Raw genomic sequence first — 14,406 nt, forward strand, 5'->3', positions numbered from 1 at the left:
CAAACTACCCATTTAACAGATATGCTGCGAGCGCTTAGAATTAGTATCAAAGTTGAAGCGGCGACGTTATTCGCCAATGGAATATCAAGGAGCCGGTCGTGAGCAAGTTTGCCCTGGAAGAGGTCCTCAGCGTCCACCACTGGAACGACACCCTGTTCAGTTTCCGCACCACCCGTGAGCGCAGCCTGCGCTTCAAGAACGGTCAGTTCGTCATGATCGGCCTGGAAGTGAACGGCAAGCCGCTGATGCGCGCCTACTCCATCGCCAGCCCCAACTACGAGGATCACCTTGAGTTCTTCAGCATCAAGGTCCCCGATGGTCCGCTGACGTCGCGGCTGCAGCATCTCAAGGTGGGCGACCAGATCATGGTCAGCCGCAAGCCGACCGGCACGCTGGTGACCGACGACCTGCTACCGGGCCGCAATCTCTATCTGCTCTCCACCGGCACCGGCCTGGCGCCGTTCATGAGCCTGATCCAGGATCCGGAAGCCTACGAGCGCTACGAGAAGATCGTGCTGATCCACGGCGTGCGCAGCGTGAGCGAACTGGCCTATGCCGACTTCATCCAGAAGGAGCTGCCGGCTCACGAATACCTGGGCGACGAGATCAGCGAGAAGCTGGTCTACTACCCCACCGTGACCCGTGAGGAGTTCCACACCATGGGGCGACTGACCGACCATATCCGCAGCGGCAAGCTGGCCGAGGATACCGGCCTGCCCCAGCTGGACCCCAAGCAGGATCGCGCCATGATCTGCGGCAGCCCGGCGATGCTCGACGAGACCAGCGCCCTGCTCGACGACCTGGGATTCAATATCTCGCCACGCATGGGCGAGCCCGGCGACTACGTGATCGAGCGGGCCTTCGTCGAGAAGTAAATCCCGCCACTGACGGAAAAACCACCTGTGCAGACAGGTGGTTTTTTCTGGCCGCCTATTTTCTCTTACTACACTGCATCCTTGCCGGTTTCGCCGGTGCGGATGCGAATCACCTGTTCCAGCGGCGTGATGAAGATCTTGCCGTCGCCGATCTTTCCCGTATTGGCGACCTGGGTGATGGCATCGATGACCTTCTCGGACATCTCGTCATCCACGGCGATCTCGACCTTCACCTTGGGCAGGAAGTCGACCACGTACTCGGCGCCCCGGTAGAGCTCGGTGTGACCCTTCTGGCGGCCGAAGCCCTTCACCTCGGTCACGGTGATGCCCTGAACGCCGATTTCGGAGAGCGATTCGCGAACGTCGTCGAGCTTGAATGGCTTGATGATGGCGGTCACCAGTTTCATGGTCTTTTCCTCGTAATCCAGGGTGGGCTCGCTGGGTGCAGCCCTTCGCAGTGTAGGGTTTCGTTGGGTTCAAGCATACACCGCGACGAGCGGGAAGAAAAAAGCCCCCTCGCAAGGGGGCCAGGTGGAGCACGCCAGCTCACGGGGTTGGCGTCGTCACTTGTTGGCGACGCTGAACTCGGGGTAGGCCTCCATGCCGCACTCGGCAAGGTCGACGCCCTCGTACTCTTCTTCTTCGCTGACCCGAATGCCCATCACGGCCTTGAGGATCAGCCAGACAGCCAGGCTGGCAAGGAATACCCAGAGGAAGATGGCCAGGCCGCCGATGATCTGCGGACCGAAGCTCGCGTCGCCATTGGTGAGCGGCACTGCCAGCAGGCCCCAGATACCGACGACACCGTGGACCGAGATGGCACCGACGGGGTCATCGATCTTCAGCTTGTCGAGGCCGACGATAGCGGCCACCACGATGGCGCCGCCCACGGCACCGATCAGGGTGGCGCCCAGGGCCGTCGGTGCCAGCGGCTCGGCGGTGATGGCCACCAGGCCGGCCAGGGCGCCGTTGAGGGCCATGGTCAGGTCCGCCTTGCGGAACCACACCTTGGCCAGGATCAGCGCGGTGATCACCCCGCCCGCGGCGGCGGCGTTGGTGTTGACCAGTACCTGGGCCACGTTGTTGGCAGAGGCCACGTCGGAAAGCTTCAGCTCCGAGCCACCGTTGAAGCCGAACCAGCCCATCCACAGGATGAAGGTACCCAGGGTGGCCAGCGGCAGGTTGGCGCCGGGGATGGCGTGGATGCTGCCGTCCTTGCCGTACTTGCCCTTGCGCGGGCCGAGTATCAGCACACCGGCCAGGGCGGCGGCGGCACCGGCCAGGTGAACGATGCCGGAACCGGCGAAGTCGGAGAAGCCCACGGCGTCCAGCCAGCCCCCACCCCAGGTCCAGTAGCCCGATACCGGATAGATGACGGCGGTCATCACCACGGCGAAGGCCAGGAAGGCCCACAGCTTCATGCGCTCGGCGACGGCGCCGGAGACGATGGACATGGCGGTGGCCACGAACACTACCTGGAAGAAGAAGTCGGCGCGCATCGAGTAGTAGGGCGCATCGTCGCCACCGGCGGTGACGGCCGCCACGCTGTTCTCGCCGCCGATCAGGAAGCCGAGGTTGGGCAGGATGCCACCCTCATTGCCCGAGTACATGATGGTGTAGCCCACCAGCAGGTACATGGTGCAGGCGATGGCGAACAGGGCGATGTTCTTGGTCAGGATCTCGGCGGTGTTCTTGGAGCGCACCAGGCCGGCCTCGAGCATCGAGAAGCCGGCGGCCATCCACATCACGAGCACGCCACAGATCAGGAAATAGAAGGTGTCGAGCGCGTAACTCAACTCTGCCAGTTCAGTCATTGGAATCTCTCCAGAGCCCTAGAAAACAGCTTGTCATTGCAAGCGGTGTCGTTATCAGACGGCGTCGGCGCCGCGTTCGCCGGTACGGATGCGGATGACATCCTCCAGCGGCGTGACGAAGACCTTGCCGTCGCCGATCTTGCCGCTGTTGGCAGCGCCGCAGATGGCCTCCAGTACGCCTTCCAGGCGCGAATCATCCACGGCGACCTCGACCTTTACCTTGGGCAGGAAGTCGACCACGTACTCGGCACCGCGGTAGAGCTCGGTGTGGCCCTTCTGACGGCCGAACCCCTTCACTTCGGTCACGGTGATGCCCTGGACGCCGTTGTCGGCCAGGGCCTCGCGGACGTCGTCCAGTTTGAATGGCTTGATGATGGCGGTAATGAGCTTCATCTCGAATCTCCCGGCTTGGATGGCACGACGGCACTCGGCCGGCGCATTGGTTATGCTTGCCAAGCGAGATGTATGCCGGGCTGGTTCAAATGCAATATGTATCAATATGTTGTGACGAGGTGACTGGTCATGTTGCCCACCTTTTCGAGACCTGACGCCGGCTGGTGCACCAAATCGGTGCGGGGTGGTGGTGCAGGTGCTTCACGGTGGAGCGGCGAAGGGGAATGCGTCACGGGCAGGCGTTGCGTATCCTGTAGGCAACCTTTTGTGTTGGAGAGAGAACCATGGCGAGTCAAGATCCCATCAGCCGGCTGGCCCAGCAGCTGGGCGAACGCCTTCAGGGCGCTTCCCAGGCGCCCGAGGAGATCCACAAGGGGGTCCAGCAGGTCGTGCGCGGCGCCTTCGACCGCCTGGACCTGGTGTCGCGAGAGGACTTCGACATCCTCATGGACGTCATGCAGCGCACTCGCATTCGCGTGGAAGCGCTGGAGCAGCAGGTAAGCGCACTCGAGGCGGCGCTGGCGGCTCGCGCAGACGAGGCAACAACCGCCGGGACCGCGGCGAAAGTCGACGACGGCCAACCCGAGGAAGACGCCGGCGGCGGCGAAGCCGGGCGTTGACGAGCCGCTCGGCGGCCTTTATGCAGCGGTGCTAATCTGTAGCGATCAAGCACACTGACTGCGAGGGACCGCATGATGCTGGCAATCGTTGCCACCCGGGCCGGCCTGGGGCTGGAGGCGCCCGAGGTGCTCGTCGAGGTACATCTGGCCAACGGCCTGCCGGGCATGACCCTGGTCGGCCTGCCGGAGGCCGCGGTCAAGGAGAGCCGCGAGCGAGTGCGCAGCGCCCTGGTCAACGCCGGCTTCGACTTCCCCAACACGCGAAGAATCGTGCTCAACCTGGCGCCCGCCGACCTGCCCAAGGTCGGCGGGCGCTTCGACCTGCCCATTGCCCTGGGGATCCTGGTGGCCTCCGGCCAGCTGCCCGGCGATGCCCTCGATGGCATCGAAAGCGTCGGCGAACTGGCGCTGGACGGCCGGCTGCGCCCGATCAGCGGGGTACTGCCCTTGGCGCTGGCCGCACGGCGTGCCGGCCGCAAGCTGATCGTGCCGCGGGAGTGTGCCGACGAGGCTGCCCTGGCCGGCGACCTTCAGGTGCTGCCCGCCGACCACCTGCTGGAGGTGGTGGCCCATCTGCTGGGCCAGACACCGATCGCGGCGCACCAGTTGGAAGCACCGCCGTTATCGCCGGTCATCGAGGGGGATCTGGCCGAGGTGCGGGGGCAGCATCAGGCGCGCCGGGCGCTGGAGATCGCCGCCGCGGGCGGCCACAACCTGCTTTTCTCAGGCCCGCCAGGCACCGGCAAGACCATGTTGGCCAGCCGCCTGCCGGGCATCCTGCCGCCGCTGACCGAGGATGAGGCCCTGGAAGTGGCCGCCATCCGCTCGGTCTGTGGCCTGCCGCTGTCCGAGCAGTGGGGGCGTCGTCCCTTTCGTGCACCCCACCATACCGCCAGCGCCGTGGCCCTGGTGGGCGGCGGTTCCTGGCCGCGTCCCGGTGAGATATCCCTGGCCCACCAGGGGGTGCTGTTTCTCGATGAACTGCCCGAGTTCAGCCGCCATGTCCTGGAGGTGATGCGCGAGCCCATGGAGTCGGGCCGCATCCATATCGCCCGGGCCAACCACGAACGGAAATTTCCGGCGCGATTTCAGCTGGTGGCGGCAATGAATCCGTGCCCCTGTGGCCACCTGGGGGACCCCCGCCAGGCCTGCCAGTGCACCGCCGCCCAGATCCAGCGCTACCAGTCGCGACTCTCGGGGCCGCTGCTGGATCGAATCGACCTGCAGGTGGAGGTGCCGGCCCTGCCGCCGGAACAGCTGACCTCCCGCGAGACGGGGGAAAGCTCGGCGGAGGTGCGTGAGCGGGTCATGGCGGCCCGCGAGCGCCAGTATGCCCGGGGGGCGCTCAATGCCTATCTGGGAAGCCGGGAGCTGGAGGCGGCCTGTGCCCTGTCGACGGCGGATCGCGCCTGGCTGGCCGGGGTGCTCGAGCGGCTGCGGCTCTCCGCGCGCGCCTACCATCGGGTGCTGCGGGTGGCGCTGACCCTGGCCGACCTTGCCGGCAAGCCGCAGCCGGAGCGCGGCGAGCTGATGGAGGCGATCGGCTATCGGCAACTGGATCGTCAGCGCCAGGGCTAAGAGGCCGTTTTCACGCGACTGCGCTGAGGCCTATAGCGCCGTGGCGTCGAATGCGCCCTCGATCTCGGTCTCCCACAGCGCGCTGTCGGCATCGGGCCGATAGAGCGACAGGGTAAGACGGTAGGGCAGCAATTCGCGGTCGGAGAGCTGCAGGCGCGGCGCAGTGGCTTCCAGCCGGCTCGCCAGGCGCCACTGATGGTCGCCGCTGTCGCCCGCCATGGCGGGGCGCCAGTCCAGCACCTGCGGGCCATCCGAAATCCGCAGCATGGCCCGGGTCAGGTTTTCCAGGAAGCGTTCGGAGGCGATGCTCAGGCTGGTATCCACGGATGGTGTATCGAGCAGCAGCACCTGCTCCTGGGGTGGCTGTATTTCTGCCACATGCATCAACCGGTCGGCGGCACGGTCGCTCAGGTTCTGCAAAGCCCTGCGAATCGGGTCGGGTTCGGGAGGCTGGGCGGCGCAGCCGGCGAGCAGCAGGGCCGTCAATAGTATCGTGGCGTATCTCAGCATCGGGGCGAAGACTCGTCGAAGGCCTGGGAGGGAAGCTCCAGGTCGACGATGAAGTCGTCCAGGGCCGCGAACAGCGTATGGCGTATGGCCTCCGCTTCATTGACCAGGTGATGACGCGCTTCGGGGTGGCGGTGAACGCGTGCATTGGGGAACTTGCGCTCCAGCACCGACAGGTTCCACTCCCAGTCCACGGTCAGGTCCTGCTCCCCCTGCAGAATCAGCGTGGGTAGCTGGCTTGGGGGAAGCGCCAGCAGCTGCGGCATCCAGCGGCGCATGGCGCTGACCCAGATCATCGACAGGTGCTCGGGCTGCAGCGGGTCCTGTTCACGCAGGAAGATGGCGAACTCGCTATCGGTGGAATTCTCCCGGAACCGCCGGGGCAGGGTGCGCACGAACGGGCCGACCAGCAGGTGCAACCAGCTCGACTGGGACCAGCCCGAGGGGCGCACCAGCGGCGCCAGCAGGGCCAGGCCCGACCAGTGGCCGTCATCGGGTCGGCTGAGGGCATCGGTGGCGAGGATCGCCGCACCGGTGCTCTGGCCGACCCCGAGCCAGGGCTTGGGCGCCAGCCCCCGGTCGCTCAATTGGTCCTGCAGGGCGCGCAGGCACTCCCCATAGTGCTCGAAATCGTCGATACAGGCGCGCCGACCGCTGGAGAGACCGTGTCCTGGCAGGTCCCAGAGCACCACGCGCCAGCCGCGCTCCAGCAGGCGCTCCAGCAGATGGCGATACAAGCCGAGGTGATCGAAGTAGCCGTGCACCACGAAGGCGGTGCCGACCGCCTGGCGGGGGCTCCAGACCTGGGTCCAGAGCTGATAGCGTTCCGTTTCCAGGTAGCCGACGTAGAGCCCTACGTGCTCGGTCAGCAAGGGCGACAGCCCATAGTAGTCGAGATAGTCGGCCAGCGGTTCTCCGGCATCCGAGCCGAAAGGAGCGATTGGCCCCAGGCCCTGCAGGGGGGTGAAGTCGGTCATCATGTCCTCCGACAGGTAAGCCGGTCGTCTCACGCGCCGTAGATGGCGGCTGGCAGTCGAATGGTGCTGAAGGCGCAGTTTACACAGGAGTCGTCTAGCCTAGCGATAGGCGATGAAGTGCAGATGTGTTGACCAAATGGTCAAAAACCTGCCTCTTAACCCTATGTCTAGTGCGCTGAACCTTTCACCCGGGTTTACATATGGAACAATTTTCCACAAAATTGGCTTCATAGAGTGGTTTCACCCCCACGGATTGCGGCGGCGGATTGTGTCTCGTCCGTTGCCATCACGAGGAGATTCCCATGTCAGAACGCGTCACTCGCCACCGTCTTCAGGTGGCAGCCGAGCTGGACGGCTTCATTACCGAACAGGCCCTGCCGGGCACCGGCATCGACGCAGAAACCTTCTGGGCCGGTGTCGACGCCATCTTTCATGATCTGACAGCAAAGAACCGGAATTTGCTCGCCGAACGCGAGAATCTGCAGGAGCGTCTCGACACCTGGCACCGGGAAAACCCCGGCCCGGTGGGTGATATGGCTGCCTACCGCGGCTTTCTGAAGGAGATCGGCTACCTGGTGGATGCCCCTGCCCAGGTCAAGGTCACCACCGGCAATGTCGATAGCGAAGTCGCCATTCAGGCCGGCCCGCAGCTGGTGGTACCGGTGAGTAATGCCCGCTATGCGCTGAATGCCGCCAACGCCCGTTGGGGTAGCCTCTACGATGCGCTGTACGGTACCGATGCCATCTCCGAAGAGGATGGTGCCGAGAAAGGCACCAGCTTCAACCCCAAGCGCGGTGAGAAGGTCATCGCCTACGCCCGAGGTGTGCTGGACCGCGCCGCCCCGCTTGCCACCGGATCGCACCGCGAAGCCGTGAAGTATGTCCTGCGTGACGGCCACCTGGTGGTGACCCTGGAGGGCGGCCGAGAGACCGGCCTCAAGGATGCCGGCAAGCTGGTGGGTTACACCGGCGAGGCGGCAAGTCCCGACTCGGTGCTGCTGGCCAATCATGGCCTGCACCTGGAGATCCAGATCGATCCTGCCCACCCGATCGGCAAGACCGACCCGGCCGGCGTCAAGGATCTCGTGGTGGAGGCCGCGCTGACCGCCATCATGGACTGCGAGGACTCCGTGGCGGCGGTGGATGCCGAGGACAAGGTTGGCGTCTATCGCAACTGGCTGGGCCTGATGCGGGGCGACCTGGAAGAGCAGGTCGCCAAGGGTGGCGAGACTATCACTCGCCGCCTGCATGGCGACCGCGACTACACCACCCCCGATGGCGGCAAGCTGACCTTGCCGGGCCGTTCGCTGATGTTCGTGCGCAACGTCGGCCACCTGATGACCACGCCGGCGGTGCTCGATGCCGACGGCAATGAGCTGCCGGAGGGCATCCTCGATGCCATCGTCACCGGCCTGCTGGCGCTCCACGACCTCAACAAGGGCAGCGATGCGCCGCGCAACTCGCGCGCCGGCTCCGTCTACATCGTCAAGCCCAAGATGCATGGCCCGAAGGAAGTGGCGTTCTCCAGCGAGCTATTCGGCCGCGTGGAAGACCTGCTGGGCATGGCCCGCGATACCCTCAAGATGGGTATCATGGACGAGGAGCGGCGTACCACGGTCAATCTCAAGGCGTGTATCGCCGAGGCCACTTCCCGGGTGGTGTTCATCAATACCGGCTTCCTCGACCGCACCGGCGACGAGATGCACACCGCCATGGAAGCGGGCCCGATGATCCGCAAGGGCGACATGAAGAACGCCGCCTGGATCGCCGCCTACGAGAAGAACAACGTTCAGGTCGGCCTGGCCTGCGGCCTGCGCGGCCGTGCCCAGATCGGCAAGGGCATGTGGGCCATGCCGGACCTGATGGCGGCGATGCTCGACCAGAAGGTCGGCCACCCCAAGGCCGGCGCCAACACCGCCTGGGTGCCGTCGCCCACCGCCGCCACACTGCATGCGCTGCACTATCATCAGGTCGATGTGACCGGCATCCAGCGCGAGCTGGAAGCCCAGGGCGAGCCGGACCTGCTCGATGACCTGCTCTCCGTGCCGGTGGCCGCCGAGGCGAACTGGTCCAGCGACGAGATCCAGCAGGAGCTCGACAACAACTGTCAGGGCATCCTCGGCTACGTGGTGCGCTGGGTCGAACACGGCGTCGGCTGCTCCAAGGTGCCGGATATCCACAACGTCGGCCTGATGGAAGACCGTGCCACCCTGCGCATCTCCAGCCAGCATATCGCCAACTGGCTGCACCATGGCGTGGTGGATAGTGCCCGGGTCCAGGAAACCCTGGAGCGCATGGCCAAGGTGGTCGACGAGCAGAACGCCGGGGACCCGACCTACACGCCGATGAGCGCCGACTTCAAGGGCTCCTCGGCCTTCCAGGCCGCCTCGGACCTGATCTTCAAGGGGCGCGAGCAGCCCTCCGGCTACACCGAGCCGCTGCTGCACCACTGGCGCGCCGTGCACAAGTCGAAGTAGGTCTGCGTCGGCCCCCGATGGGCCGCACGCAAGGCGTCACGCCCCCGCGACTCAGCCGCGGGGGCGTTTTCGTTGATGCTGGCGACGTTCGACCACTGGGCGGGGCGGGCCGCCTCGTCTATCTTGGTCCGATCGTCCCACGATTACTTCTTTCCGCAGGGAGCCATGCCATGACCGTGATGACCGCCGCCGCCATCGAAGACTTTCTCGACGAGATATTCCCCCAGCGCGCCGGGACCATCGAAGGCGTCGGCCCGATGCGGGCCACCATGAGCCTGGCCATCGAGGATGAGCACCTGCGGCCCGGGGCCAGCGTGTCGGGCCCCACCCTGATGGGGCTGGCCGATGTCTGCCTCTACGTGGCGATCCTGGCCCAGATCGGCCCGGAGCCCATGGCCGTGACCAGCGACCTGCACTGCCGCTTCCTGCGCCGGCCCCGGGGGGATCGCGATATCATCGCCAATGCCCGCATCATGAAGCTGGGCCGTCGCCTGGCCGTGGGCGAGGTGCAGCTGTTTTCCGCCGGCGACGAGGCGCCGGTGGCGCTGGTGACGGCGACCTATGTGCTGCCCGACAACGACTAGACACTGTCCGAAAACTGGCTGCGCTCGGCCATACGGAACCTAGGCGCGGTCACGCAGGGCGCATACGGCCAGTGCCAGCCAGCCGCCGATCATCAGCAGGCCGCCGATGGGTGTGATCATGCCCAGCCCGCGCAGGCCTGTCAGCGCCATGACATAGAGCGAGCCGGAGAACAGCACGATTCCCGCTGTCCAAAGCCCCAGCACCACGCCCTGTCCCCGACGCGGGTGCGCGGCGCGCCAGGCCAGCACGGCCAGCATCGCCAGGGTGTGCCAGGCCTGATAGCGCACCCCCGTCTCGAAGGCGGCAGCCAGCCGCGGGGCCAGCTGGCCCTCCAGGGCATGAGCGCCGAAGGCGCCCGCCATCACCATCAGGGCACCCGACACCGCCGCCATGCCCCACCAGGATCGGTCCTGCATCGATGTCACTCCCTGTCGGTTGGTATCGCTGCTCACCGTACCCCGAGGGGACGTAACCGGCTACAATATTGGCCCGTCAACGCAGAGAGGACGCCATGCAGATCCAGCTCAACGGTGAGGCCCATGATCTGGCCGCCGATCTCACGGTGGCGCAGTTGATCGATACCCTGGGCCTGACAGGACGACGGATAGCCGTCGAGCTCAACGAGGAGATCGTGCCCCGCAGCGAGCACGGGACGACCCGCCTGAGCCAGGGCGACCAGGTCGAAATCGTCCACGCTATCGGCGGTGGATGAGTGGATAGACGAACGGGTTCGATGAGCCGCTCTTTTCCAGATACCCTACGAAGGCATATTCGATGACAGACTTCTTTCAGGATCAACCGCTGCGAATTGCCGGCCACACCTTCGCGTCACGGCTGCTGGTGGGTACCGGCAAGTACAAGGATTTCGACGAGACGGCCGAAGCCATTGCCGCTTCCGGTGCCGAGGTAGTCACCTTCGCCGTGCGCCGCAGCAACCTGGGTCAGGAGGCCGGCGAGCCCAACCTGCTGGACGTGGTGCCGCCCGAGCGCTTCACCCTGCTGCCCAATACCGCGGGCTGCTATACGGCGAAGGATGCCGTGCGTACCTGCAAGCTGGCCCGGGAACTGCTCGACGGCCACAAGCTGGTCAAGCTGGAAGTGCTGGGCGACGACCACACCCTCTATCCCAACGTGGTCGAGACCCTCAAGGCGGCCGAGGTGCTGCTCAAGGATGGCTTCGACGTCATGGTCTACACCAGCGACGACCCGATCGTGGCCCGGGAGCTCGAGCAGATGGGCTGCTGCGCCATCATGCCGCTGGGCTCCTTGATCGGCTCCGGCCACGGTATCCAGAACCCGCACAACGTCCGGCTGATCATCGAACAGTCCGGCGTGCCGGTGCTGGTGGACGCCGGCATCGGCACCGCCTCGGATGCGGCCATGGCCATGGAGCTGGGCTGCGACGGCGTGCTGATGAACTCCGCCATCGCCCATGCCCGTCAGCCGGTGCTGATGGCCAGTGCCATGAAGAAAGCCGTCGAAGCCGGCCGTGAAGCCTTCCTGGCCGGGCGCATGCCGCGCCGCCAGAGCGCCGACCCCTCGTCGCCCTTTGCCGGCCGCATCAACGGCTGAATTTCCTACCAGAGCCCAATCGATTCCATGAGCGACCAGCGCCACGACAACGTCACCTCGAGCACCGGCCCGGAAGGGCCGGATGCCCCCCTGCACCGCCGCGGCATCAAGAGCTATGTGCTGCGTGCCGGACGCATGACCCAGGCCCAGACACGCGGGCTGGAGGAGGTCTGGCCTCGCCTGGGACTCACCCTGGCGGATGGGCGCCAGGACCTCGATGCCCTGTTCGGACGCCAGGCGCCCCGGGTGGTGGAGATCGGTTTCGGCATGGGCGCCTCGCTGATCGAGCAGGCGGAGCGCCATCCCGACACCGACTTCATCGGCATCGAGGTGCACGCCCCCGGCGTAGGCAAGCTGCTCGACGAGGCCGACAAGCGCGGCCTGGGCAACATCCGCATCTATCGCGAGGATGCGCTGGCGGTGCTCGAGCAGTGCCTGCCGGAAGCCAGCCTGGATACGCTGCAGCTCTTCTTCCCCGACCCCTGGCCGAAGAAGAAGCACCACAAGCGGCGCATCGTTCAGCCCGCCTTCGTCGAGCTGATCCGCACGCGCCTGAAGATGGGTGGCACGCTGCACATGGCCACCGACTGGCAGGCCTACGCCGAGTGGATGGCCGAGGTGATGGAGGCCGCTCCCGGCTATGCCAACACCGCCTCGCCGGAGACCGCGCCCTACGTCCCCCGGCCGTCGTTTCGCCCGCTCACGAAGTTCGAGGTTCGTGGCGAGCGATTGGGGCACGGGGTCTGGGACCTGCTGTATCGACGCTGTGCATAGCCAGGCCCGCGCCGGCGATGGCGATCGCCATGCCGGCGATGCCCTGGGCACTCGGCTGCTCGCCGAACATGGCCGCCGCCCAGAGCAGGGTCACCGCGGGGGTAAGGTAGACCAGCGATGAGGTCAGGGTCACGCCGAGCCGGCGCAGGCTCGCGACGAAGAAGCCGTATCCCCCCAGGCTGGAAAGCATCACCAGCCAGCCGATCGCGGAGATGCTGAGCCGATCGGTGGGCAGGGCCGGCGCACCACCCGCCACGATCATTGCCGCCAGGGTGAATATCCCGGTGGCGGCGAACAGCTGTACCATCAGGGTCGCCGCCAGCGGCAGGGCGGTCGCCCAGCGAACGGAGAGCAGGCTGCCGAGAGTCACGGCCACTACCGAACCCAGCGGCAGCGCATAGGCCCACAGCGGCGCATTGCCGCCGCCATGCTCGATATCATTCACCACATAGAGCAATACACCCAGCGTGGCGATGGCCATGCCTGCCCAGCCCCGGGCCGACAGGCGTTCACCGAGCCAAGGCCCTGCAAGCGCTGCGGCGAGCAGCGGCTGCAGCGCCGTGATCAGGGCGGTCACGCCGGTGCTGACGCCCTGCTCGAGCGCCAGTATCACCCCCAGCAGGTAGCCGCCCATGGTCAGGCTGCCGACGGCCATTTCCCGCACCACATCGCGCTGGGCCAGTCGGACACCGCCGACCAGTCGCCACCAGAGTGCGACCAGCAGGCTCGCCAGCAGAAAACGCCAGGCGAAAAGCGACAGCACGGGCGTATCGGCCTCGGTCGCCAACCTGCCTCCGACGAATCCGGAACTCCAGCACACCACGAAGCCCATGGCGATAAGCGGTGAAACCCATGACGCTCGCATTTCTCCTCCCTCCTGGGTGAACGGCCTTGAGCATGAGGGAGAAATGGATTTCAATGAATCGATAACTATTCGAGTGAGCATTCAATATGTCTGAAGTCTCGTCTGCGGCGCTGGACCTGGAGCTGTTGCGCAGCTTTCAGGCGGCCGCCCAGCTGGGGTCGCTGGCCGCCGCGGCACAGCAGCGCCATCGCACCGTCGGCGCCATCAGCATGCAGATCAAGCGCCTCGAGGAGGCGCTGGGGTCTCGGCTGCTCGAGCGGGGCTCCCGGGGCGTGAAGCCCACGGCGGTAGGCGAGGCCCTGCTGCTGGAGTCCCGCGAGCTTTTGCGGCTGCATGACGGCATGCTCTCGCGCTTCACCGGGCGCGGCCTGGGGGGCAAGCTGCGCCTGGGCTTGCCGGAAGACTATGCGCGGGAGCTGCTGGGCAGCGTGCTGCCGGAGTTCATGGCGCACCACCCCGATGTCCTGCTCGAGATCGTGACCGCCACCAGTGGCGAGCTGGCCCGACAGCTGAGCCGCTCCCAACTGACGCTGTCGGTGCTGCTGGACCGCCCCAACCCGCTGCCCGGCGGCGAGGTGCTGTGGCATACCTCGCCGGTGTGGGCCGGCCCCCGGGTCGGCGACCTGAACGACAGGCCACGCCTTCCCCTGGCGCTCCACGAGGTGGATTGCCCCTATCGGGCCCTGGCCATCGAGGCGCTCGAGGCGATCGGCCGGCCCTGGCATGCGGTCTTTACCAGCACCAGCATCCACGCCGTCGAGAAGGCGGTGGAAATGGGCCTGGCGATCAGCGTACTCGACCGCGAACGGCTGACCGGGGCCATGCGCGAGCTGGGGTCCGCGGAGGATATGCCACCGCTCAAGCGCTGTGAGGCGAGGCTCCATTTCGCCCCGCATATCGCCCCCGCCTCCCAGCCGGCGGCAGAAGCGATGGCCCACCTGCTGCGCGATCGCCTGACCCACCGCGGGCCCTGGCGCGGTGCTGGCGCGTCCTGAGAGAAGCGGCAGCGTCGGTGGAGAGAATCATTGTTGGAGCGCTCGGTTCGGCGCTCCGACTCCGCGTCGCGACTGGCGCCGCCAGGCGCCTCGGCGGAGGCGGTAACGCTGGTGGTCATCGCCAGCGCTGGCAACACCGCCGGGAGCCCTTCGGCCTCCAGTCGTGAGCTGAAGCTTCCTCCAACAGCGGTGTGGCAGCGTCGGCGGATAGAATCGCTGTTGGAGCGCCGCTCCGCGTCGCGACTGGCGCCGTCAGGCGCCTCGGCGGAGGCGGCAACACTGGTGGTCATCGCCAGCGCTGGCAACACCGCCGGGAGCCCTTCGGCCTCCAGTCGTGAGCTAAAGCTTCCTCCAACAGCAGGGAAGTTGCCTGC

General features: G+C 66.2%; 17 protein-coding genes. 10 read left to right on the forward strand and 7 right to left on the reverse strand.

The genetic code is table 11. The features are described from left to right. The first annotated feature begins 98 nt into the window (after positions 1 to 98). A complete protein-coding gene (locus LY622_RS00125) occupies positions 99 to 875 on the forward strand; it encodes a ferredoxin--NADP reductase (RefSeq protein WP_234289026.1) in 777 nt (258 codons plus the stop codon). Between the two features lie 68 nt (positions 876 to 943). On the opposite strand, the gene glnK is transcribed toward LY622_RS00125, so the two are convergent. The 3 genes from glnK to LY622_RS00140 form a co-directional block, all read right to left on the reverse strand. Beyond that, positions 944 to 1,282, reverse strand: coding sequence for a P-II family nitrogen regulator (gene glnK / locus LY622_RS00130; protein ID WP_043518541.1), 339 nt, complete (start codon positions 1,280 to 1,282; stop codon positions 944 to 946). A 156-nt stretch (positions 1,283 to 1,438) separates the two neighbouring features. After that, positions 1,439 to 2,689, reverse strand: a complete 1,251-nt coding sequence (locus tag LY622_RS00135) for an ammonium transporter (RefSeq protein WP_234289027.1) — start codon at positions 2,687 to 2,689, stop codon at positions 1,439 to 1,441. A 54-nt stretch (positions 2,690 to 2,743) separates the two neighbouring features. After that, positions 2,744 to 3,082 carry a P-II family nitrogen regulator gene (locus LY622_RS00140; RefSeq protein ID WP_234280141.1) on the reverse strand — a complete coding sequence of 113 codons (339 nt, stop codon included), beginning with the start codon at positions 3,080 to 3,082 and terminating at the stop codon, positions 2,744 to 2,746. 284 nt (positions 3,083 to 3,366) lie between these two features. Here LY622_RS00140 and LY622_RS00145 point away from each other — a divergent pair, with 284 nt between their 5' ends. Together LY622_RS00145 and LY622_RS00150 are read left to right on the forward strand one after the other, a co-directional pair. Further along, positions 3,367 to 3,702 carry an accessory factor UbiK family protein gene (locus LY622_RS00145; protein WP_234289028.1) on the forward strand — a complete coding sequence of 112 codons (336 nt, stop codon included), beginning with the start codon at positions 3,367 to 3,369 and terminating at the stop codon, positions 3,700 to 3,702. Positions 3,703 to 3,774: 72 nt separating this feature from the next. Further along, complete coding sequence (locus LY622_RS00150) at positions 3,775 to 5,280, forward strand: YifB family Mg chelatase-like AAA ATPase (RefSeq protein WP_234289029.1); 1,506 nt, start codon at positions 3,775 to 3,777, stop codon at positions 5,278 to 5,280. 30 nt (positions 5,281 to 5,310) lie between these two features. Here LY622_RS00150 and LY622_RS00155 read toward each other — a convergent pair whose 3' ends face one another. Together LY622_RS00155 and LY622_RS00160 are read right to left on the reverse strand one after the other, a co-directional pair. Then, positions 5,311 to 5,790 carry a hypothetical protein gene (locus LY622_RS00155; protein WP_234280144.1) on the reverse strand — a complete coding sequence of 160 codons (480 nt, stop codon included), beginning with the start codon at positions 5,788 to 5,790 and terminating at the stop codon, positions 5,311 to 5,313. Further along, positions 5,784 to 6,764 (reverse strand): alpha/beta hydrolase, encoded by a 981-nt coding sequence (locus LY622_RS00160; protein WP_234289030.1) that lies wholly within the window; start codon positions 6,762 to 6,764, stop codon positions 5,784 to 5,786. Before LY622_RS00160 ends, LY622_RS00155 begins: the two co-directional genes overlap by 7 nt. 302 nt (positions 6,765 to 7,066) lie before the next feature. Between LY622_RS00160 and LY622_RS00165 the strand changes: the two genes are divergently transcribed. Then, entirely contained in the window at positions 7,067 to 9,241 is a 2,175-nt protein-coding gene (locus LY622_RS00165; protein ID WP_234289031.1) for a malate synthase G, read from the forward strand. 170 nt (positions 9,242 to 9,411) lie between these two features. Beyond that, complete coding sequence (locus tag LY622_RS00170) at positions 9,412 to 9,825, forward strand: PaaI family thioesterase (RefSeq protein WP_234280147.1); 414 nt, start codon at positions 9,412 to 9,414, stop codon at positions 9,823 to 9,825. Positions 9,826 to 9,864: 39 nt separating this feature from the next. Here LY622_RS00170 and LY622_RS00175 read toward each other — a convergent pair whose 3' ends face one another. Further along, the gene (locus LY622_RS00175; protein ID WP_234289032.1) at positions 9,865 to 10,242 is read right to left on the reverse strand and encodes a DUF423 domain-containing protein; all 378 of its coding nucleotides are present in this window, start codon (positions 10,240 to 10,242) and stop codon (positions 9,865 to 9,867) included. A 95-nt stretch (positions 10,243 to 10,337) separates the two neighbouring features. Between LY622_RS00175 and thiS the strand changes: the two genes are divergently transcribed. The 3 genes from thiS to trmB all read left to right on the forward strand — a co-directional run bounded on the left by thiS (position 10,338) and on the right by trmB (position 12,172). Then, on the forward strand, positions 10,338 to 10,538 hold the full coding sequence (thiS, locus tag LY622_RS00180; protein ID WP_234289033.1) for a sulfur carrier protein ThiS: 201 nt from the start codon (positions 10,338 to 10,340) through the stop codon (positions 10,536 to 10,538). A 62-nt stretch (positions 10,539 to 10,600) separates the two neighbouring features. Further along, the gene (locus LY622_RS00185; protein WP_066451948.1) at positions 10,601 to 11,398 is read left to right on the forward strand and encodes a thiazole synthase; all 798 of its coding nucleotides are present in this window, start codon (positions 10,601 to 10,603) and stop codon (positions 11,396 to 11,398) included. A 27-nt stretch (positions 11,399 to 11,425) separates the two neighbouring features. Next, complete coding sequence (gene trmB / locus LY622_RS00190) at positions 11,426 to 12,172, forward strand: tRNA (guanosine(46)-N7)-methyltransferase TrmB (RefSeq protein WP_234289034.1); 747 nt, start codon at positions 11,426 to 11,428, stop codon at positions 12,170 to 12,172. On the opposite strand, the gene LY622_RS00195 is transcribed toward trmB, so the two are convergent. Further along, positions 12,099 to 13,037, reverse strand: coding sequence for a DMT family transporter (locus LY622_RS00195; RefSeq protein ID WP_234289035.1), 939 nt, complete (start codon positions 13,035 to 13,037; stop codon positions 12,099 to 12,101). The two genes, trmB and LY622_RS00195, sit on opposite strands and share 74 nt — an antisense overlap. 86 nt (positions 13,038 to 13,123) lie before the next feature. Here LY622_RS00195 and LY622_RS00200 point away from each other — a divergent pair, with 86 nt between their 5' ends. Together LY622_RS00200 and LY622_RS00205 are read left to right on the forward strand one after the other, a co-directional pair. Then, positions 13,124 to 14,032: a LysR family transcriptional regulator gene (locus LY622_RS00200; RefSeq protein WP_234289036.1), complete on the forward strand. Its 909-nt coding sequence runs from the start codon at positions 13,124 to 13,126 to the stop codon at positions 14,030 to 14,032. A 30-nt stretch (positions 14,033 to 14,062) separates the two neighbouring features. Further along, the coding region (locus LY622_RS00205) for a hypothetical protein (RefSeq protein WP_234289037.1) at positions 14,063 to 14,406 on the forward strand (344 nt) is incomplete at its 3' end.

The organism is Halomonas alkalisoli, assembly GCF_021412585.1.
GTDB classification, from domain to species: Bacteria; Pseudomonadota; Gammaproteobacteria; order Pseudomonadales; family Halomonadaceae; genus Halomonas; species Halomonas alkalisoli.